Genomic DNA, 18879 nt, shown 5'->3' with positions numbered 1-18879 from the left:
GCTGTGGCTGGTCGCGCCCACGCGGCGGAGCCGCACATAGATACAGCCCCGCGCCCCTCAGGTGGGACCACTTGCCCGGGGTGTACAGCTGCTACGCGCGTAGATATGCTCGTCTGGTGACCATGCCCACCACTGCACCTGCTGCTGCACACGCACTCGGCGAGGTAACGGCTTCCGACAGCACGCTGCGCCGTTTCCTCCACGGGCTGCCCGGCGTCGACGCGGTCGGCCTGGAGGCGCGTGCCGCCTCGCTCGGGACCCGTTCCATCAAGACCACCGCGAAGGCGTACGCCATCGACCTCGCCATCTCGATGGTCGACCTGACGACGCTGGAAGGCGCGGACACCGCCGGAAAGGTCCGGGCGCTCGGCGCCAAGGCGGTCCGCCCCGACCCGACCGACCGGACGAGCCCCTCGACCGCGGCCGTCTGTGTCTATCCCGACATGGTGGCCACCGCGAAGGAGGCCGTCGCCGGTTCCTCCGTGAAGGTCGCCTCCGTCGCCACCGCCTTCCCGGCCGGCCGTGCCGCGCTCGCCGTGAAGCTGGCCGACGTGCGCGACGCGGTCGCCGCGGGCGCCGACGAGATCGACATGGTCATCGACCGCGGGGCGTTCCTCGCGGGCAACTACATGAAGGTCCACGACGAGATCGTCGCCGTGAAGGAGGCCTCGGGCGCCGCCCGCCTGAAGGTCATCTTCGAGACCGGCGAGCTGTCGACGTACGACAACATCCGCCGCGCGAGCTGGCTCGGCATGCTGGCCGGCGCGGACTTCATCAAGACGTCGACGGGCAAGGTCGCGGTCAACGCCACGCCCGCGAACACCCTGTTGATGCTGGAGGCGGTCCGCGACTTCCGCGCCCAGACCGGTATCCAGGTCGGCGTGAAGCCCGCGGGCGGCATCCGTACCTCCAAGGACGCCGTCAAGTTCCTGGTCATCGTCAACGAGACCGCGGGCGAGGACTGGCTGGACAACCACTGGTTCCGCTTCGGCGCGTCCTCGCTCCTGAACGACCTGCTGATGCAGCGTCAGAAGCTGGCCACCGGCCGCTACTCCGGCCCCGACTACGTGACGGTGGACTGATCCACATGGCATCCGCATCTGTATCCGCTTTTGAGTACGCCCCGGCGCCCGAGTCCCGCTCCGTCGTCGACATCGCGCCTTCCTACGGCCTGTTCATCGACGGCGAGTTCACCGAGGCGGCGGACGGCAAGGTCTTCAAGACCGTCTCCCCCTCCACCGAAGAGGTCCTCTCCGAGATCGCCCAGGCGGGCGAGGCGGACGTCGACCGCGCGGTGCAGGCCGCCCGCAAGGCCTTCGAGAAGTGGTCGGCGCTGCCCGGCTCCGAGCGCGCGAAGTACCTGTTCCGCATCGCCCGGATCATCCAGGAGCGCAGCCGCGAACTGGCCGTCCTGGAGACCCTGGACAACGGCAAGCCCATCAAGGAGACGCGCGACGCGGACCTCCCCCTGGTCGCCGCGCACTTCTTCTACTACGCGGGCTGGGCCGACAAGTTGGACCACGCCGGCTTCGGCGCGAACCCTCAGCCGCTCGGTGTCGCGGGCCAGGTCATCCCCTGGAACTTCCCGCTCCTGATGCTGGCGTGGAAGATCGCCCCGGCACTGGCGACCGGCAACACGGTCGTGCTGAAGCCCGCGGAGACGACCCCCCTCTCGGCTCTCTTCTTCGCGGACATCTGCCGCCAGGCCGGTCTCCCCAAGGGCGTCGTCAACATCCTTCCGGGGTACGGCGATTCGGGCGCCGCGCTGGTCGCGCACCCGGACGTCAACAAGGTCGCCTTCACCGGTTCGACGGCGGTCGGCAAGCAGATCGCACGGACAGTCGCGGGTACGACCAAGAAGGTCACCCTCGAACTCGGCGGCAAGGGCGCGAACATCGTCTTCGACGACGCCCCCATCGACCAGGCCGTCGAAGGCATCGTCACCGGCATCTTCTTCAACCAGGGCCAGGTCTGCTGCGCGGGCAGCCGCTTGCTCGTCCAAGAGTCCATCCAGGACGAGCTGTTGGACTCCCTGAAGCGCAGGCTCTCCACGCTCCGCCTCGGCGACCCGCTCGACAAGAACACGGACATCGGCGCGATCAACTCCGCCGAACAGCTCGCGCGGATCACCTCACTCGTCGAGCAGGGCGAGGCGGAGGGCGCCGAGCGCTGGTCCCCGTCCTGCGAACTCCCGTCCTCCGGCTACTGGTTCGCCCCGACGCTCTTCACGAACGTCACCCAGGCGCACACCGTCGCCCGCGACGAGATCTTCGGCCCGGTGCTGTCGGTGCTGACCTTCCGTACGCCCGAGGAGGCGGTCGCGAAGGCCAACAACACGCAGTACGGCCTCTCGGCGGGCATCTGGACCGAGAAGGGCTCCCGCATCCTGGCCGTCGCGAGCAAGCTGCGCGCGGGTGTCATCTGGTCCAACACGTTCAACAAGTTCGACCCGACCTCGCCGTTCGGCGGGTACAAGGAGTCGGGCTACGGCCGCGAAGGCGGTCGCCACGGCCTGGAGGCGTACCTCGATGTCTGAGAAGTCCGAACAGCAGCGTCTGAGTGTCTTCAAGACCTACAAGCTGTACGTCGGGGGCAAGTTCCCCCGTAGCGAGAGCGGCCGGGTGTACGAGGTGACCGACTCAAAGGGCAAGTGGCTCGCGAACGCACCGCAGTCCTCCCGCAAGGACGCCCGCGACGCGGTCGTAGCCGCCCGCAAGGCGTTCGGCGGCTGGTCCGGCGCGACGGCCTACAACCGCGGCCAGATCCTCTACCGCATCGCCGAGATGCTGGAGGGCCGCAAGGACCAGTTCACGCGTGAGGTCGCGGACGCGGAAGGCCTGTCGCCCTCAAAGAAATCAGATACAGCGAGGGCGGCCGCCGTGGTCGACGCGGCGATCGACCGCTGGGTCTGGTACGCGGGCTGGACGGACAAGATCGCCCAGGTGGTCGGCGGCGCGAACCCGGTGGCGGGCCCGTACTTCAACCTCTCCTCCCCCGAGCCGACGGGCGTGGTCACCGTCCTGGCCCCCCAGGAGTCATCCTTCCTGGGCCTGATCTCGGTGGTGGCCCCGGTGATCGCGACCGGCAACACGGCCATCGTCATCGCGAGCGAGAACTCCCCGCTCCCCGCACTGTCGTTGGGCGAGGTCCTGGCCACCTCCGACCTCCCCGGCGGAGTCGTCAACATCCTCTCCGGCAGGACGTCGGAAATCGCACCCTCCCTGGCCGCCCACCAGGACGTCAACGCGATCGACCTCGCGGGCGCGGACGAGGTACTGGCGAAGGAGTTGGAGATCGCGGCGGCAGACAACCTCAAGCGAGTCCTCCGTCCACAGCCTGTGGATTACGCGGAGACTCCCGGCATCGACCGCCTGACAGCCTTCCTGGAGACGAAGACGGTCTGGCACCCCACGGGTTCACTGGGAGCAGGCGGCTCCTCGTACTAGGAGGCAGGCCGAAGGCCACGCCTCAGGGGCGCGGGGAACTGCGCGACCAGCCACAACGGACGCGCACCCGGCAACAAGTCCGCAGTTCCCCGACGCGACCCCGCACCTCACCCCCCGAGCAGCCCGGTCACCTGCCCCACCACCGGCATACTCCCGATCGACTGAGCCTCAGCAACCGGCCCCGTCAACGCCCGCGAGGCAAGCGGCTGAAAGTCGGCGAGCTGGGTCGCGACCCCGTTGTCGAGCGGGTCAACACCCGTACCGGCAAGGGGGTTGGGCTTGAGCCCGGCAACCGGCCCGGTGACATACCCGACCGTGCCGGCGACCGCGCCAAGCCCCGCCGCAGGGTCAACCTTGCCGAGCGACGTGGGCCGGGTCCGCACCACGTCACCCACCGGCGAGGTGTCCGCGGCGGCCGACGCCGCGCCCGCGCCGAGGGCGACTCCGGCGGTCGCGAGGGCGACGAGGGCGCGCTGGGCGGTCGAATGCTGGGGGGACGTGTGTCGTGCCATTGCTGGTGCCACCTTCTGGTGCGCAGGGTAATCAGGTCAGCACGAAGGGTAGTTGACGTGTGATGCGCGTTCCACTGGCGACCCGCGGGGTCGGCAGGACGTACGGAATGCGTCAAACTGGTGTCCCGTGAGCATCCTTTCCCCGTCACCGGCCCGTGTCGTGCTGCTGTGCGGCCCCTCGGGTTCCGGCAAGTCCCTCGTCTCCGCCCGCTCCGGTCTTCCCGTGCTGCGGCTCGACGACTTCTACAAAGAGGGCGACGACCCGACGCTGCCGCTGGTGGCGGGGAGTTCGGACATCGACTGGGACCACCCCGACTCCTGGGACGCGGACGTGGCGGTCACCGCGATCGTCGAGCTGTGCCGCACGGGCCGTACGGACGTGCCGGTCTACGACATCTCGCTCAGCGCCCGCACGGGCACGGAGGCCGTCGACGTCGGCCGGACCCCGCTGTTCATAGCGGAGGGCATCTTCGCCGCCGAGGTCATCACCCGGTGCCAGGAGCTGGGCGTCCTCGCGGACGCGCTGTGCCTGAGCCGCGGCCCGATGCGCACCTTCCGGCGCCGCTTCCTGCGGGATCTGCGGGAGGGCCGTAAGTCCGTGCCGTTCCTGCTGCGGCGCGGCTGGCGGCTGATGCGTCTTGAGCGGTCGATCGTGGCCCGGCAGACGGGACTCGGCGCGTACGCGTGCGACAAGGACGAGGCGCTGGGCCGACTGGCCGCGGCCGCGGTCGGACGGCGTCCGGCCGCGGCACCCACGCCCACCACCTGACGGCGCGCGAAAAAGCGGGACTGGACGGACCCCCCGGCCCTCCAGTCCCGCTCTTCCTTTTCCCCCGTGGTACTTCCCCCGTGATCCCCCCCCAGGACCCCGTCGGCGCCCCCCAGCGCCGATCCCCCGTGGTCCCCTTGGTGCTCCCCCGTTCCCCGCTTCCCCCCAACCCTCAGGCGACAAGCTCCCCGAAGGCGTCCTCCTCGTCACGGCCGAAGCTGAGGACCTCGTCCTCGCGCATGCGGCGGAGCGACCGCCAGATGCTGGACTTCACCGTGCCGACACTGATGTCGAGGATCTCCGCGATCTCCGGGTCCGTGCGGCCCTCGTAGTAGCGGAGGACCAGCATGGTGCGCTGGAGTTCCGGCAGCCGGGACAGCGCCTGCCACAGGACCGCGCGCAGCTCCGTGCCGCGCATCGCGTCCGTGTCGCCGGGCGTCTCCGGCAGTTCCTCGGTCGGGTACTCGTTCAGCTTGCGGCGGCGCCACGCGCTGATGTGCAGGTTCGTCATGGTGCGGCGGAGGTAGCCCCCGACCGCGGCCTTGTCGCTGATCCGGTCCCATGCCTTGTACGTCGAGAACAGCGCGCTCTGCAGCAGGTCCTCGGCCTCGAAGCGATCGCCGGTCAGGTGGTACGCGGTGGCGTACAGGGAGGCGCGGCGCTCCTGGACGTAGGCGGTGAACTCCGCCTCCGACAGCGAGCGACGCTCCCCCGTGTCCTCCCTGTACGCGCTTCCCCCGTGCGCTTCCCCCGTGTGCGCGTCAACCACCGTCATGTAACCGGTGTGCTGACGCCCGACGCTGCGAGCGCACCCCCGCCCGTTCACAGCGCCGGACTTCTCGGAACCCCGGGTGACGTCGTGCAGACGCGTGATGACTGCGTTGTTGCTGGTGCTGTGCAGCGTGTTCATCTCGCGCCCCCCGTAGTGGACTTGCCCGGTGTTCGGATGTTCCGGCTCGGTTCCTCGTGGTTCCTTGCCCGTGCCGAAAATCCTGCCGGGGTCACTTCATGGACGTGTCCCCCGACTGTCACAGACCTGTCACAGGGGTCGGTCTCTGCGACCCGCCTCAGAAAACGGACAGTCCGGTCACAGAAAAGGGCGCTAGGGGTGCGCACACCTGCCTGCAAGGGCTACGTACACGTACAGGTGTCGAAACCGCAGCCCACCATGGGCCAGAATGAGCCCCGTGCCTTCCCTGTTGCTGATCGAGGACGACGACGCCATCCGGACGGCCCTGGAGCTCTCGCTGACGCGCCAGGGACACCGGGTAGCCACCGCTGCCAGCGGCGAGGACGGTCTGAAGCTGTTGCGTGAGCAGCGGCCGGACCTGATCGTGCTGGATGTGATGCTGCCCGGCATCGACGGTTTCGAGGTGTGCCGTCGTATCCGGCGCACGGACCAGCTGCCGATCATTCTGCTCACCGCGCGCAGCGACGACATCGACATCGTGGTCGGACTGGAATCCGGCGCCGACGACTACGTGGTCAAACCCGTGCAGGGGCGCGTGCTCGACGCCCGGATCCGGGCCGTGCTGCGGCGCGGGGAGCGAGAAGCCAACGACGCGGCCACGTTCGGCTCGCTGGTGATCGACCGCGCCGCGATGACCGTCACGAAGAACGGCGAGGACCTCCAACTCACGCCCACCGAGCTGCGGTTGCTCCTGGAGCTGAGCCGGCGGCCCGGACAGGCCCTGTCCCGGCAGCAGTTGCTGCGGCTGGTGTGGGAGCACGACTACCTCGGTGACTCGCGGCTGGTGGACGCGTGCGTCCAGCGGCTGCGCGCCAAGGTCGAGGACATCCCGTCGTCCCCGACCCTCATCCGTACCGTGCGCGGCGTCGGCTACCGCCTGGACTCGCCTCAGTGACCGACGCACCAGGGGGGATCCGCGGCTGGCGCCCGGGTCGTAAGGGAGTCCTGTGGCGGCTGCGGTTCACCAGCCTGCGCCTCAGGCTGGTCGTGGTCTTCGGCCTGGTCGCGCTGACGGCCGCCGTCTCCGCGTCCGGCATCGCGTACTGGCTCAACCGCGAGGCGGTCCTCACCCGCGCCCAGGACGCCGTCCTGCGCGACTTCCGCCAGGAGATGCAGAACCGCGCCGGCGCCCTGCCCGTCCACCCCACCCAGGACGAACTGATGCGCACGGCGGGCCAGATGGCCAACAGCAGCCAGCGCTTCAGCGTCCTGCTCGTCGGCGAGGACGCCAACGACAAGACGGTCTACGGCAACTCCGGCGGCCTGAACGGCTTTTCGCTGGAGGACGTGCCCAAGTCGCTGCGGACGGCGGTGAACAAGCAGCAGTCGGTGTCCGACGGCAACAAGGAGCCGTACCACCTGTACTGGCAGCGGGTCACCGAGCACGGCACGCCGTATCTGGTGGCCGGGACGCGGATGATCGGCGGCGGGCCGACCGGCTACATGCTCAAGTCCCTTGAGCCGGAGGCCAAGGACCTCAACTCCCTTGCCTGGTCGCTCGGTATCGCGACCGGGCTCGCGCTGATCGGTTCCGCGCTGCTCGCGCAGGCCGCCGCGACGACCGTCCTCAAGCCCGTGCACCGGCTCGGCATCGCCGCGCGCCGGCTCGGCGAGGGCAAGCTCGACACCCGGCTGCGGGTCTCCGGTACCGATGAACTCGCCGAACTGTCACGGACGTTCAACCAGACCGCCGAGGCGCTGGAGAAGCGGGTCGCCGACATGGCCGCCCGGGACGACGCCTCGCGCCGGTTCGTCGCCGACATGTCGCACGAGCTGCGTACGCCATTGACCGCGATCACGGCGGTGGTCGAGGTCCTGGAGGAGGAACTCGACGCCGAGACCGGCAGCGTGGACCCGATGATCGAGCCCGCCGTACGGCTCGTCGTCAGCGAGACCAAGCGGCTCGGCGACCTCGTCGAGAACCTGATGGAGGTCACCCGCTTCGACGCGGGCACCGCCCGCCTGGTCCTGGACGACGTCGACCTCGCCGACCAGATCACCGCGTGCATCGACGCCCGCGCCTGGCTGGACGCCGTCGATCTGGACGCCGAGCGGGGCATCCACTCCCGGCTCGACCCGCGCCGCCTCGACGTCATCCTCGCCAACCTCATCGGCAACGCCCTCAAGCACGGCGGCTCCCCGGTCCGGGTCTCGGTCCGCCTGGAGGACGACGACCTCGTCATCGCGGTCCGCGACCACGGCCCCGGCATCCCCGAGGACGTCCTGCCGCACGTCTTCGACCGCTTCTACAAGGCGAGCGCCTCCCGGCCGCGCTCCGAGGGCAGCGGCCTCGGCCTCTCCATCGCCCTGGAGAACGCCCACATCCACGGCGGCGAGATCACCGCCGCCAACTCCCCCGACGGCGGCGCGGTGTTCACCCTGCGGCTGCCCCGGGACGCCTCCACGCTCACGGAGGACCCGGAGACCGACAAGGGCGAGGGCGACGGCTCGGACGGCTCCGAGGGGAACGCGTCATGACCGTACGACAGTTGATGGGCCGGCCCCGCGAACGTGCCCTGGCGGTACGGCCGTTGCTGGCGCTCCCGCTGCTGGGCCTGCTGCTCGCCGGGTGCGGGATCCGGGCCACCGAGGTGCCGACCGACTTCGGGGCGGCGCCGTCCCGGGTGCCGTGCACGCTCACCGAGCCGGACGTGTCGCCGCAGGCCGCGCGCGGGGTGCCCGTGCAGGTGTTCCTGCTGTGCGGGTCGTCGCTGGTGACCGTCGACCGGGCCGTACAGGTGCCGGACGGCACGGCGGACGTGCTGCGGCGTGTCATCGTCGCCCAGGGGCTCCTGGACCAGCTCGCGGAGTCGCCGTCGTCGGGCGAGAAGGACGCCGGGTACACGACCGACGTGCGCGGCGGCATGACCGTGAGCGGGCCGCGGGCGAAGGATCCCAAGGACGCGCTGCGGCTGAGCAATTCACCGGCCGACCTCACGTCGTACGCGCTCGCCCAGATCGTCTGTACGTTCTCCGACTCGGCCGCGGCCGAGGGCGACGGCTCCGTGATCCTCGGCGGCCCGGACGGCTCGCCGCTGCGCCGTTACGAGTGCACGGACGACGTCCGCTCCGACCCGGGCACCAAGGCGCCGCCGTCCAGCGAGGTGACGGGCGGCTGAAGCCGCGTGCGCCCCGGGGGTGAACGAGGCGCGAAAAGGGGCGTGTGGCGCAAGCCTCACCCTGGTGCGTGGCACCTACCCGGAACCGATCGTGCCGGACAGGGCGTCTTGTGGGGCGTGCAGCGTCAAGGCTCCATCGGCGGCAGCGCCGCGATTCGCATCCGTGTGGCAGGAGGTGTCCTCCTCGTCGCACATCTCGTGCTCGTCGCCTGGGTCACGCTGCGCCCCCGGGACGTCCCCTGGGTGATGCCCCCGAACCTGCACCCGCTGGCCAGCATCAGAGCCGACCTGGCCATGGGCTGGCCGGAGGCGTCGAAGCGGATCGGCGAGGGCCTCGCCCTGCTGGCCCCCCTGGGCGTCCTGCTCCCGATGGTCAGCGGCCGGCTCCATGTCTCCCCGCTCGCGTCCTTCATCCGTACGGTCGCGGCGGGCGCCCTGATCTCCCTGGGCATCGAACTGCTCCAGACCGGGGTGCCGGGCCAGGTGGTCGACATCGACTCCCTGCTGATGAACACGGTGGGCGTCGCCCTCGCCCACGCAGCGATCGTCCCGGCGGCCCGCGCCTGGCTACGCCGCAGGACTGAGAGCCGGCACCCCCTGGCCGTCCTCCAGGAGGAACCGGCTCAGGGACGGACCCCGACGATTCCCAGGGTCGGCATCGCACCGTAGAGCGACGTCGGGCGGGCCGTGGCTCCGTACCGTTGAAGGCAGATGAGGCAACCACACGGGGGGCCTCGGACAGCCGCTCGCGAAGGAGCCCATCATGACCGCCATTGCCCGCCCCACCCAAGGCCGCATGATCGGCGGAGTGTGCGCAGCGCTGGCGCGGCGCTTCGGTACCTCCGCGACCACGATGCGGGTGATCTTCCTGGTCTCCTGCCTGCTGCCCGGCCCGCAGTTCCTGCTCTACATCGCGCTGTGGATCCTGTTCCCGGCCGAGGACAAGGTGCGCGGCGAGGCCTGGTAGGACGCAGACCCCGGCGCACGTACGCCGATGGGGCGCACCCTCGTCCAGGGTGCGCCCCATCGGCGCGTTCAGGGGGGCGGGGCTCAGCCCAGCGGGATGCCGTTCAGCGGCACGCCGTGGGTGGGCAGACCGGTGTTCGACAGCGGGAGGCCGCCCAGCAGGCCCGCGACGGGCGCGGTGGGACCGTCGGACAGCACCTTCTCGGCGGCCGGCTGCACGGCGGACAGACCACCCGCGAGCGCGGGCTGCGCCTGGCTCAGCGCCTGGCCGGCGCCCGGCAGCGCCTTGGCGACGTTCTCCGCGGGCAGCGTGTGGGTCACGGAGCCCAGCGCCTGGGTGGCGTCCGGAAGCGCCGGAGCCGCGCTCGCGGCGCCCGCGCCGACAGCGGCGAAAGCGGCACCGAGGGCGGCGACACCGAGGGTCTTGGCAGCAGACTGCTTCATGGTGAATGCGTCCTTGAATGGGATGACGGGGGATGTGAGCGGTCCAAGACCGTAAACACGCGAAGGCACCCGCCGCAAACATCGAAATGCGGACGGATTGTGAACACCCGCCCGCATTCCGGTCCCACCCCTCGGCCCAGTTCAGCCCTCTTCTGCCACAGAACCGCTGGTGGAAGCGGTCTGCCGGAACAGCCATTCGGATTTCAGCTCGGCATATCCGGGCTTGATCACGTCATTGATCATGGCGAGTCGTTCATCGAAAGGAATGAATGCTGACTTCATAGCATTGACGGAGAACCACTGCATGTCGTCGAGTGAATAACCGAACGCCTCGACAAGGTGCTCGAATTCCTGGCTCATACTGGTGTGGGACATGAGCCGGTTGTCGGTGTTGACCGTCGCCCGGAAGTGCAGCCGCCGCAGCAGCCCGATCGGGTGCTCGGCGTACGAGTCGGCGGCCCCGGTCTGGAGGTTGGAACTGGGGCACAGCTCCAGCGGGACGCGCTTGTCGCGCACGTACGACGCGAGGCGGCCCAGCTCGACCGACCCGTCCTCCTTGACCTGGATGTCGTCGATGATGCGCACCCCGTGCCCGAGCCGGTCGGCGCCGCACCACTGCAGCGCCTGCCAGATCGACGGCAGTCCGAAGGCCTCACCGGCGTGGATCGTGAAGTGGTTGTTCTCGCGCTTCAGATACTCGAAGGCGTCCAGGTGACGGGTGGGCGGGAACCCGGCCTCCGCACCCGCGATGTCGAAGCCGACGACGCCCAAGTCGCGGTATCGGTTGGCGAGTTCGGCGATCTCCAGGGACCGGGCCGCGTGCCGCATCGCGGTGAGCAGCGCCCCGACACGGATCCGCCGGCCGCTCTCCCGCGCGAGCGACTCCCCTTGCCGGAAGCCCTCGTTGACGGCCTCGACGACCTCTTCGAGGCTGAGCCCGCCGTCGAGGTGCTGCTCGGGCGCGTACCGCACCTCGGCGTAGACGACACCGTCCTCGGCGAGGTCCTCCGCGCACTCGCGGGCGACCCGGATCAGCGCGTTCCGGGTCTGCATCACGGCGACCGTGTGCGAGAACGTCTCCAAGTACCGCTCCAGCGAACCGGAGTCGGCGGCCTCGGCGAACCACACGCCGAGCTTGTCGGGGTCGCTCTCGGGGAGTCCGGTGTACCCGGCGTCCCGGGCGAGTTCGACGATCGTCCCCGGGCGGAGACCGCCGTCGAGGTGGTCGTGCAGCAGAACCTTCGGCGCCCGGCGGATCTGGTCCGGCGTCGGGGTGTTCGGGGTGCTCTGGCTCGTCATTTCCGCACTCTAACTCCTACGCGCGTAGATCGCCCGCTGTACGAATCCGTCGATACGTAACGGTGACCGCGCGGAAGGATGGCGTACACGCTCGCTTCTGACACTGTTCTGTCATGGCACAGCAAGCGACGCCGGTCAGGACGGCCCGGCTGGGGAGAGCGCTCGGTCCCGAACCGACCTCGGTGAGCGGCGTGGTGCTGCTGCTCCCCGGTGGCGAGGAGGTGTCCAGCCGTAGGCCCTCCCCCATGTTGGCGACGGCCTCCGTACGGACGTTGGGCCGCCGGCTGGCCCGCGCGGGCGCCGGTGACGGGCTCGCCGCGCATGTCGTCCACTACCGCTGCCGCGGCTGGAACGGCAGCGAGGCGTCTCTCGCGCACGACGCGGCGTGGGCGGTGGAGGAGGTCGTACGGCGGTACGGGGACGTGCCCGTGTGTCTCACCGGGATCGACATGGGCGCCCGCGCGGCGTTGCGCTCCGCGGGGCACGAGGCGGTGAACTCCGTTGTCGCGCTGGCCCCTTGGCTGCCGGAACAGGATGTCGCCGCGCCACCCGAACCGGTGAAACAACTCGCCGGGCGGCGGGTGTTGATCGTGCACGGCACGAACGACGAACGGACCGATCCCGAGTTGTCGTTCCGGTTGGCTGCTCGGGCGAAGAAGGCGAACCGGGACATCTGTCGGTTCGAAGTCCACTCCGACGGACACGGGTTGCATCAGCACCGGCAGGAAGTGCACGCGCTGACCGAGGACTTCGCGATGGGGGCGTTGTTCGGGCGGGCGTTTTCGCGTCCCGTCGAGGACGCGTTGATGGCTCCGCCGCCGTTGGGGTTGAGGATGCCGTTGGCTGCGGGGTTTGGGCGGTCGCTTCGTAGGGGTTGAGGGGTCGTCGGCGGGTACGGGTTCGTTGTGGCTGGTCGCGCAGTTCCCCGCGCCCCTTAGGTGGGACACCCTTACGTTGGTAGCAAGTTGCCCCTTTTTGACATGAGGAACTGCTTGAAGGCTGCCACCGGCGGAGTGTCTGGGTGGCCGTCCAGCCACGCTACGCCGATCTCTCTCACCGCTCTCGGAGCTGTGACCGTTAGTTCTGCAACTCCCGGGCGGGGTACGGCTGGTGGGGGTAGGAGGGCGACCCCCAGGCCCGCCGCCACCAAGCCTCGTAGGGTCTCCGCCTCCTCGCCCTCGAAGGCGATTCGTGGGCGGAAGCCGGCTTCCTTGCAGACGTCGTCCGTGATGCGGCGCAAGCCGTAGCCCGGCTCCAATGTCACGAACGTCTCGTCGGCTGCTTCCGCCAGGCGGACCCTCTTTCGTGTCGCCAGACGATGGTCGGCGGGAACCACCAGCCGCAGCTTCTGTTCGTCCAGGCGGCGGGCCACCAGGTCCGGGGCATCCGGCACCGGAGAGGTCAGGCACAGGTCCAACTCCCCCGCGCGCAACCGCTCCAGCATCGCCTCGCCGTAGTTCTGGACGAGGCTGAAGCGGACGCGGGGATGGTCGGCCCGGAAGGCTCGGATGAGGCCGGGGACGGTTTCGGAGCCGAGGGTGTGGAGGAAGCCGAAGGCGACCTTGCCGGTGGTGGGGTCGGCGTCGGCGCGGACCTCGTCGGCCGCCTTCTCGATCTCGGCGAGGGCGCGGTCGACCGAGGTGAGGAAGGTGCGGCCGGCCGGGGTCAACGACACCGTGCGGCCTCTGCGGGCGAACAGGTCCACGCCCAGGTCCTGTTCGAGGCGGACCATCGCCCGCGACAGGGTGGACTGCGGGACCTGCATCTCCTGCGCGGCCCGGGTGACGTGTTCGGTGCGGGCGACGCCGGCGAAGTACGCGAGGCGGGGCGCGAGCAGCGCGACGATGTCTTCTGTCTCACCGGACGGTGACAGGTGAGCCTGTGACCTGTGTTGATGCGCCATGGGAACGATTATGGCGTTTCCGTGCATTGGACGGATGAGCGGGAGCGTACGTAGCGTCGAAGCATGCCTTCCGCCGATACCGGGGCGTCCACGATCGTGGCCGCCACGTCCCCCGTCCCCGCCTCCGACTCCGACACGCGGCTGACGCCCGGTGGTCCCGGCTATCGCCGTATGAGCTTCGCGCTGTTCCTCGCGGGCGTGGCGACCTTCGCGCTCCTCTACTCCACGCAGGCGCTGCTGCCGCTGATCTCCTCCGGTTTCGCGGTGTCGGCGAGTGCGGCGAGCTGGACGGTGGCGGCGGCCACGGGCGGGCTCGCGTTGTTCGTGCTGCCGATGAGCGCGCTGTCGGAGCGGTTCGGACGTCGTACGGTCATGACGGCGTCCTTGGTGGTCGCGGTGAGCATCGGGGTCGTGGTCCCGTTCGCGCCGTCGCTGGGCGCGCTGGTGGCGTTGCGGTTCCTTCAGGGGGCCGCGCTGGCCGGGCTGCCCGCCTCCGCTACGGCGTATCTCGCCGAGGAGGTCCGTCCGAAGGCGCTGGTCACGGCGATCGGCCTGTTCGTGGCGGGCAACAGCGTCGGCGGGATGAGCGGCCGGGTCATCACCGGCTGGGTCGCGCAGGAGTGGGGCTGGCGGGTGGCTGTCGGGGTGATCGGCGCCATCGCGGTCGGCTGCGCGGTCGCCTTCCGGCTGCTGCTCCCCACCCCTCAGCACTTCACGCCGGGTTCGCTGCGCCCGCGCGTCCTGGCCCGCACGGTCCGCGACCACCTCGCGAACCCGCTGCTGTGCCGGCTGTACGCGATCGGCGCCCTGTTCATGACGGTCTTCGGCGGCGTCTACACGGTCATCGGCTACCGCCTCACCGAGGCCCCCTTCTCCCTCCCCCAGGGCATCATCGGCTCGATCTTCCTCGTGTATCTGGTGGGGACCGTGTCGGCGTCCACGGCGGGGCGGCTGGTGGGCCGGCTGGGGCGCCGGGGGCCTTGTACCTGGCGGGCGGTACGACGGCGGCGGGCCTGCTGGTCTCCCTCGCCGACTCGCTTCCCCTGGTGCTGCTCGGCCTGGTCCTCATCACAGCCGGCTTCTTCGCGGGGCACGCGGTCGCGTCCTCGTCGGTCAGCAAGACGGCGACGACGGGGCGTGCGCAGGCATCGGCGCTGTACCAGTCCGCGTACTACATCGGCTCAAGCACCGGCAGCACGGTCGGCGCGATGGCGTTCCACGCGGGGGGCTGGGCCGGGACGGTGGGGGTCGGGTTGCTGGCGGTGGCCGGTGTCGTGACGATCACCGTGCTCGGATCGCGGGCTGCGCGGGTTGAGCGGCGCGGGGTTGAGGCGGCGGCTGCCTGAGAGGGCGGCAATCCAGTACCAATCCAGTACCCCCAAGGACGCCCACACCCATACCGGGCGCCCGGTACCCGCTCTGACCTGCACGTTTGTTCACTCCTCGCGCCATTGTCAGTGGGCTGCGCTACGTTGCGGGGTAAGGGAAGAACGGCCACAGGGGTGGGTGGGCGAGACCATGAGTGACAGCGTTGTGACTACGACGGACGACCTCGACGTCAGGCTGGAGAAGCACCGCGTCGAGCTGACCGGGTACTGCTACCGCATGCTCGGCTCCTCCTTCGAGGCCGAGGACGCGGTGCAGGACACGATGGTCCGCGCCTGGCGGAACTACGAGAAGTTCGAGGGCCGGTCGAGTCTGCGGTCCTGGCTGTACCGGATCGCGACCAATGTGTGCCTGGACATGCTGTCCGCGGGCAACAAGCGGGCGCGCCCCGTCGACCTCAGCGACTCCACCCCGCTCGCGCAGGCCGCGCTGTCACCCCGCGCGGACAACACCTGGCTCGAGCCGATGCCGGACGCGCGCGTGCTGCCGACCGTCGCAGACCCCGCGGAGGCGGCCGTGGCGAAGGAATCCGTACGGCTCGCGTTCATGGCCGCCCTGCAGCAACTCCCGCCCAAGCAAAGGGCGGTGCTGATCCTCCGCGAGGTGCTGGCCTGGCGGGCCACCGAGGTGGCCGAGCTCCTCGACACCTCCGTCGCGTCGGTCAACAGCGCGTTGCAGCGGGCCCGGGCGACCCTCGCCGAGCGGGACGACAAAGCGGCCGACGCCGCCGTCTCCGACCCGCTCGACGAGGAGCAGCGCAAGCTCCTCGATCGGTACGTCGCGGCCTTCGAGGGCTACGACATGGCCGCGCTCACCGCGCTGCTGCACGAGGACGCCATCATGACGATGCCGCCGTTCGACCTGTGGCTGACCGGCCACGACGACATCACGGGCTTCATGACGACGATCGGTTCCGCCTGCGAGGGCTCCCGCCTGATCCCGGTGCAGGTGAACGGCCTGCCGGGCTTCGCCCAGTACAAGCCGGACCCGGACACCGGCGGCTTCAGCCCCTGGGCGGTCCAGATCCTGGAGATCTCAGACGGCGGGCTCACCGGGTTCCACTTCTTCCTGGACACCAAGCGCTGGTTCCCGCTGTTCGACCTGCCCCTCCATCTCGAAGCGGAGTCCGACGAGGTCGAGGAGGGCGCGTAGCGCGGGGGCGGGGTCGCGCAGTCTGATCCGGCCGCCCCCGGTCCGCCGGGCGGTGAGGTGCAGCCGGGCCAGGAGGTCGACGGTACCGAGCCCCGGCGGTCCCGGTCCCACGATCTCGACCAGGACCACTCCGGCACCGGGCGTCGCCTCCAGCAGTGCCCGTACCTCGGCGCAGAGCCCCGCCACCTCGTCAGGGGTGACGGGGCGGGCCGGCACGAGTACAGCGGGTGTCTTGGCGTCCACGATCGGTAGACCGGGTGGGCGGTCGTAACTCATCGGGAGCGACCGCCTAGATTTGCTGTATGCCCCACGGATCAGCCCCGCCCTGGATACCCGACGCCCTCGCGCACGCCGAAGTCGCTGCCGACATCGCCGCCGAGGGGGTGCCGTGCAAGGGGTTCTGACCGGGTTCGCGGTCATCGGTGTGGTGATCGCGGTCGGCTATCTGCTCGGGCTGCGCGGTTCCCTCGGCGAACACGGGCGGGACGTCCTGACCAAGCTGGCCTTCAATGTCGCGTCCCCGGCCCTGCTGTTCACGACCCTCGCGCGGGCCGACCTGTCGGTGATCTTCTCCAGCGGACTGCTGGTGACGGTGCTCAGCACGGTGGCGGTGGCGGGGGTGTTCGTGGCGGTGGGGGTCGTACGGGGCTGGGGTGTCGGCCGTACGACGATCGGGGCGCTCTCGTCGAGTTACGTCAACTCCGGCAACCTCGGTATCCCGATCTCGGTGTACGTCCTGGGCAATGCCTCGCTCGTGGCGCCGGTGATGCTGTTCCAGCTCGTGGTGGTGAGCCCGCTGGCGTTGACGGTCCTCGATCTGTCGGGGGCGGGCGAGAAGGGGCCGTTGTGGCTGCGGCTGCTGACGCCGCTGCGGAATCCGGTCGCGGTGGGGTCGCTTGCGGGGGTCGCGGTCGCGGGGATCGGGGTTCATGTTCCGGGCCCGGTGATGGACCCTCTCACGCTGATCGGCAACATGGCGGTGCCGGCGGTGTTGATCGGGTTCGGGATTTCGCTGCGGGGCAGCGCGGTGCCGGGGCGGGGTGTTGAGCGGTGGCCGGTGTTGTTGTCGGTTGCGCTGAAGTCGGTGGGGCAGCCGGTGATTGCTTGGGCGTTGGCTGTGGGGGTGTTCGGGATTCATGGGGCGGGGTTGCTCGACGTGGTGGTGACCTCGGCGTTGCCTGCCGCGCAGAACCTGTACACGTACGCGAGTCGGTACCGGGTGGGTGAGGGGTTGGCCCGGGACTCGATCCTGCTGTCCACGGTGTTGTCGGTGCCGGTGTTGGTGGGGGTTGCTGCGCTGCTTGGGTAGGTGCGGTTGTTGTTTGTCCGCGGGTGCGTTGGGGCTGGTCGCGCAGTTCCCCGCGCCCCTGGGTGGGCAAGGGTGGCCGGAACCGAAAGCTCAGCCTCCTCCGCGCGCCCCCGAAATGCCTTGAGGATGCTGGGACTTGCAAGCACCAGCCCGCTTCTCCCAGGCGAAGCGAAAGGGGCCGGGACCCTCGCAGTCCCAGCCCCAGCCCCTCCCCCGCTACCAACTACCAACTACCAACTACCAACTACCAACCACCGATCAGGCGATGCGCTCCAGCACCACCGGTGAGGCCGTGAAGCCAGTCCCCTCCGCGCCGATGCCGTAGGAACCCTCCACCGCCTCCAGCGCGTACTCGAAGCGCTCCGGGGTGTCCGTGTGCAGGGTAAGCAAGGGCTGGCCTGCGGTCACCGTGTCGCCCGGCTTGGCGTGCATTTCCACTCCCGCGCCTGCCTGGACCGGGTCCTCCTTGCGGGCGCGGCCCGCGCCGAGGCGCCACGCCGCGATGCCGATGTCGTAGGCGTCGAGGCGGGTGAGGACGCCGGAGGCCGACGCCGTCACCACATGCTGCTCGCGCGCCACCGGCAGCTCCGCGTCCGGGTCGCCGCCCTGCGCCGCGATCATCCGGCGCCAGACGTCCATCGCGGAACCGTCGGCCAGGGCCTTCGCCGGGTCGGCGTCCTTCACTCCGGCCGCGTCGAGCATCTCCCGGGCCAGGGCGATCGTCAGCTCGACGACGTCGGAGGGGCCGCCGCCTGCCAGGACCTCCACCGATTCGCGGACCTCCAGCGCGTTGCCGGCCGTCAGGCCCAGCGGGGTCGACATGTCCGTCAGCAGGGCCACCGTCTTCACGCCGTGGTCCGTACCCAACCCGACCATCGTGGACGCCAGTTCACGCGCGTCCTCGATCGTCTTCATGAACGCGCCGGTGCCGACCTTCACGTCCAGGACCAGCGAGCCCGTGCCCTCGGCGATCTTCTTCGACATGATCGAGGAGGCGATCAGCGGGATCGCCTCCACTGTCCCTGTCACGTCTCGCAGCGCGTACAGCTTCTTGTCCGCGGGGGCCAGGCCGTCGCCCGCCGCGCAGATCACCGCGCCCGTCCCCTCCAGGACCGACAGCATCTCCTCGTTCGAGAGCAGCGCGCGCCAGCCGGGGATCGACTCCAGCTTGTCGAGGGTGCCGCCGGTGTGGCCGAGGCCGCGGCCCGAGAGCTGGGGAACCGCCGCGCCGCACGCGGCGACCAACGGAGCGAGCGGGAGCGTGATCTTGTCGCCGACGCCGCCCGTCGAGTGCTTGTCGGCCGTCGGGCGGGACAGGGACGAGAAGTCCATGCGCTCGCCGGAGGCGATCATCGCGGCGGTCCAGGTGGCGATCTCGCGGCGGTTCATGCCGTTGAGGAGGATCGCCATGTTGAGGGCGGCCATCTGGTAGTCGGCCACGTCCCCGCGGGTGTACGCGTCGATGACCCAGTCGATCTGCTCGTCGCTCAACTCGCCGCGGTCCCGCTTGGTGCGGATGACGGAGATGGCGTCCATCGAGACTTGCGCCATGGCTTGGCTTTCCTTCCAGAACGTTCAGAAAATGTGCGGCCCCGCCGAGGGGA

Annotated in this window: 19 protein-coding genes and 1 pseudogene; 13 read left to right on the top strand and 7 right to left on the bottom strand. The window is 70.0% G+C overall.

Going from position 1 to position 18879, the window contains the following annotated elements:
• Positions 1-116 precede the first annotated feature (116 nt).
• From deoC to R2B38_RS26080, 3 genes are read left to right on the top strand one after another with little or no spacing between them, the layout of a single operon-like run.
• Complete coding sequence (gene deoC / locus R2B38_RS26090; protein WP_318018408.1) at positions 117-1082, top strand: deoxyribose-phosphate aldolase; 966 nt, start codon at positions 117-119, stop codon at positions 1080-1082.
• Between the two features lie 5 nt (positions 1083-1087).
• A complete protein-coding gene (locus tag R2B38_RS26085) occupies positions 1088-2536 on the top strand; it encodes an aldehyde dehydrogenase family protein (protein ID WP_318018407.1) in 1449 nt (482 codons plus the stop codon).
• Positions 2529-3446: an aldehyde dehydrogenase family protein gene (locus R2B38_RS26080; protein ID WP_318018406.1), complete on the top strand. Its 918-nt coding sequence runs from the start codon at positions 2529-2531 to the stop codon at positions 3444-3446. The genes R2B38_RS26085 and R2B38_RS26080 overlap by 8 nt, the downstream gene beginning before the upstream one ends.
• Positions 3447-3553: 107 nt before the next feature.
• On the opposite strand, the gene R2B38_RS26075 is transcribed toward R2B38_RS26080, so the two are convergent.
• Positions 3554-3958 (bottom strand): hypothetical protein, encoded by a 405-nt coding sequence (locus R2B38_RS26075; protein ID WP_033280218.1) that lies wholly within the window; start codon positions 3956-3958, stop codon positions 3554-3556.
• Positions 3959-4085: 127 nt separating this feature from the next.
• Between R2B38_RS26075 and R2B38_RS26070 the strand changes: the two genes are divergently transcribed.
• A complete protein-coding gene (locus tag R2B38_RS26070) occupies positions 4086-4727 on the top strand; it encodes a uridine kinase (protein WP_318018405.1) in 642 nt (213 codons plus the stop codon).
• A gap of 172 nt (positions 4728-4899) precedes the next feature.
• On the opposite strand, the gene R2B38_RS26065 is transcribed toward R2B38_RS26070, so the two are convergent.
• Positions 4900-5637, bottom strand: a complete 738-nt coding sequence (locus R2B38_RS26065; protein ID WP_033280217.1) for a SigE family RNA polymerase sigma factor — start codon at positions 5635-5637, stop codon at positions 4900-4902.
• A gap of 277 nt (positions 5638-5914) precedes the next feature.
• On the opposite strand from R2B38_RS26065, the gene afsQ1 reads away from it, so the two are divergent.
• The 5 genes from afsQ1 (at position 5915) to R2B38_RS26040 (ending at position 9783) form a co-directional block, all read left to right on the top strand.
• A complete protein-coding gene (afsQ1, locus tag R2B38_RS26060) occupies positions 5915-6592 on the top strand; it encodes a two-component system response regulator AfsQ1 (protein ID WP_033280216.1) in 678 nt (225 codons plus the stop codon).
• The gene (locus R2B38_RS26055; RefSeq protein WP_033280215.1) at positions 6589-8175 is read left to right on the top strand and encodes an ATP-binding protein; all 1587 of its coding nucleotides are present in this window, start codon (positions 6589-6591) and stop codon (positions 8173-8175) included. The genes afsQ1 and R2B38_RS26055 overlap by 4 nt, the downstream gene beginning before the upstream one ends.
• The gene (locus R2B38_RS26050; protein ID WP_318018404.1) at positions 8172-8816 is read left to right on the top strand and encodes a hypothetical protein; all 645 of its coding nucleotides are present in this window, start codon (positions 8172-8174) and stop codon (positions 8814-8816) included. The genes R2B38_RS26055 and R2B38_RS26050 overlap by 4 nt, the downstream gene beginning before the upstream one ends.
• Positions 8817-8933: 117 nt before the next feature.
• Positions 8934-9485, top strand: a complete 552-nt coding sequence (locus tag R2B38_RS26045; RefSeq protein ID WP_318018403.1) for a VanZ family protein — start codon at positions 8934-8936, stop codon at positions 9483-9485.
• A gap of 94 nt (positions 9486-9579) precedes the next feature.
• Complete coding sequence (locus R2B38_RS26040) at positions 9580-9783, top strand: PspC domain-containing protein (RefSeq protein WP_318018402.1); 204 nt, start codon at positions 9580-9582, stop codon at positions 9781-9783.
• Between the two features lie 83 nt (positions 9784-9866).
• On the opposite strand, the gene R2B38_RS26035 is transcribed toward R2B38_RS26040, so the two are convergent.
• Together R2B38_RS26035 and R2B38_RS26030 are read right to left on the bottom strand one after the other, a co-directional pair.
• Positions 9867-10226: an ATP-binding protein gene (locus R2B38_RS26035; protein ID WP_318018401.1), complete on the bottom strand. Its 360-nt coding sequence runs from the start codon at positions 10224-10226 to the stop codon at positions 9867-9869.
• Between the two features lie 141 nt (positions 10227-10367).
• Positions 10368-11525: an adenosine deaminase gene (locus R2B38_RS26030; protein WP_318018400.1), complete on the bottom strand. Its 1158-nt coding sequence runs from the start codon at positions 11523-11525 to the stop codon at positions 10368-10370.
• Between the two features lie 113 nt (positions 11526-11638).
• Here R2B38_RS26030 and R2B38_RS26025 point away from each other — a divergent pair, with 113 nt between their 5' ends.
• Positions 11639-12403 (top strand): prolyl oligopeptidase family serine peptidase, encoded by a 765-nt coding sequence (locus R2B38_RS26025; protein WP_318018399.1) that lies wholly within the window; start codon positions 11639-11641, stop codon positions 12401-12403.
• A gap of 71 nt (positions 12404-12474) precedes the next feature.
• Here the strand turns inward: R2B38_RS26025 and R2B38_RS26020 are convergent, their stop codons facing one another.
• The gene (locus R2B38_RS26020) at positions 12475-13428 is read right to left on the bottom strand and encodes a LysR family transcriptional regulator (RefSeq protein WP_318018398.1); all 954 of its coding nucleotides are present in this window, start codon (positions 13426-13428) and stop codon (positions 12475-12477) included.
• A gap of 63 nt (positions 13429-13491) precedes the next feature.
• Here R2B38_RS26020 and R2B38_RS26015 point away from each other — a divergent pair.
• Together R2B38_RS26015 and R2B38_RS26010 are read left to right on the top strand one after the other, a co-directional pair.
• Positions 13492-14774, top strand: a pseudogene (locus tag R2B38_RS26015) (MFS transporter).
• A gap of 172 nt (positions 14775-14946) precedes the next feature.
• The gene (locus R2B38_RS26010) at positions 14947-15966 is read left to right on the top strand and encodes a sigma-70 family RNA polymerase sigma factor (protein WP_318018397.1); all 1020 of its coding nucleotides are present in this window, start codon (positions 14947-14949) and stop codon (positions 15964-15966) included.
• Here the strand turns inward: R2B38_RS26010 and R2B38_RS26005 are convergent.
• Positions 15850-16242, bottom strand: a complete 393-nt coding sequence (locus R2B38_RS26005; protein WP_318018396.1) for a hypothetical protein — start codon at positions 16240-16242, stop codon at positions 15850-15852. The two genes, R2B38_RS26010 and R2B38_RS26005, sit on opposite strands and share 117 nt — an antisense overlap.
• A 112-nt stretch (positions 16243-16354) precedes the next feature.
• Here R2B38_RS26005 and R2B38_RS26000 point away from each other — a divergent pair, with 112 nt between their 5' ends.
• Positions 16355-17275 carry an AEC family transporter gene (locus R2B38_RS26000; protein WP_318018395.1) on the top strand — a complete coding sequence of 307 codons (921 nt, stop codon included), beginning with the start codon at positions 16355-16357 and terminating at the stop codon, positions 17273-17275.
• Positions 17276-17533: 258 nt separating this feature from the next.
• On the opposite strand, the gene R2B38_RS25995 is transcribed toward R2B38_RS26000, so the two are convergent.
• Positions 17534-18826: a thymidine phosphorylase gene (locus R2B38_RS25995; protein ID WP_318018394.1), complete on the bottom strand. Its 1293-nt coding sequence runs from the start codon at positions 18824-18826 to the stop codon at positions 17534-17536.
• Positions 18827-18879 lie beyond the last annotated feature (53 nt).

Source organism: Streptomyces sp. N50, assembly GCF_033335955.1.
Taxonomy (GTDB): Bacteria; Actinomycetota; Actinomycetes; order Streptomycetales; family Streptomycetaceae; genus Streptomyces.
This window is presented reverse-complemented; position numbering and strand designations above follow the sequence as displayed.

Excerpts from the sequence above, each read along its gene's own strand:
- R2B38_RS26085 (WP_318018407.1), top strand. The coding sequence starts at position 1,088 with ATGGCATCCGCATCTGTATCCGCTTTTGAGTACGCCCCGGCGCCCGAG.
- R2B38_RS26080 (WP_318018406.1), top strand. The coding sequence starts at position 2,529 with ATGTCTGAGAAGTCCGAACAGCAGCGTCTGAGTGTCTTCAAGACCTAC.
- R2B38_RS26075 (WP_033280218.1), bottom strand. The coding sequence starts at position 3,958 with ATGGCACGACACACGTCCCCCCAGCATTCGACCGCCCAGCGCGCCCTC.
- R2B38_RS26065 (WP_033280217.1), bottom strand. The coding sequence starts at position 5,637 with ATGAACACGCTGCACAGCACCAGCAACAACGCAGTCATCACGCGTCTG.
- R2B38_RS26050 (WP_318018404.1), top strand. The coding sequence starts at position 8,172 with ATGACCGTACGACAGTTGATGGGCCGGCCCCGCGAACGTGCCCTGGCG.
- R2B38_RS26040 (WP_318018402.1), top strand. The coding sequence starts at position 9,580 with ATGACCGCCATTGCCCGCCCCACCCAAGGCCGCATGATCGGCGGAGTG.
- R2B38_RS26035 (WP_318018401.1), bottom strand. The coding sequence starts at position 10,226 with ATGAAGCAGTCTGCTGCCAAGACCCTCGGTGTCGCCGCCCTCGGTGCC.
- R2B38_RS26030 (WP_318018400.1), bottom strand. The coding sequence starts at position 11,525 with ATGACGAGCCAGAGCACCCCGAACACCCCGACGCCGGACCAGATCCGC.
- R2B38_RS26025 (WP_318018399.1), top strand. The coding sequence starts at position 11,639 with ATGGCACAGCAAGCGACGCCGGTCAGGACGGCCCGGCTGGGGAGAGCG.
- R2B38_RS26020 (WP_318018398.1), bottom strand. The coding sequence starts at position 13,428 with ATGGCGCATCAACACAGGTCACAGGCTCACCTGTCACCGTCCGGTGAG.
- R2B38_RS26010 (WP_318018397.1), top strand. The coding sequence starts at position 14,947 with ATGAGTGACAGCGTTGTGACTACGACGGACGACCTCGACGTCAGGCTG.
- R2B38_RS26005 (WP_318018396.1), bottom strand. The coding sequence starts at position 16,242 with ATGAGTTACGACCGCCCACCCGGTCTACCGATCGTGGACGCCAAGACA.
- R2B38_RS25995 (WP_318018394.1), bottom strand. The coding sequence starts at position 18,826 with ATGGCGCAAGTCTCGATGGACGCCATCTCCGTCATCCGCACCAAGCGG.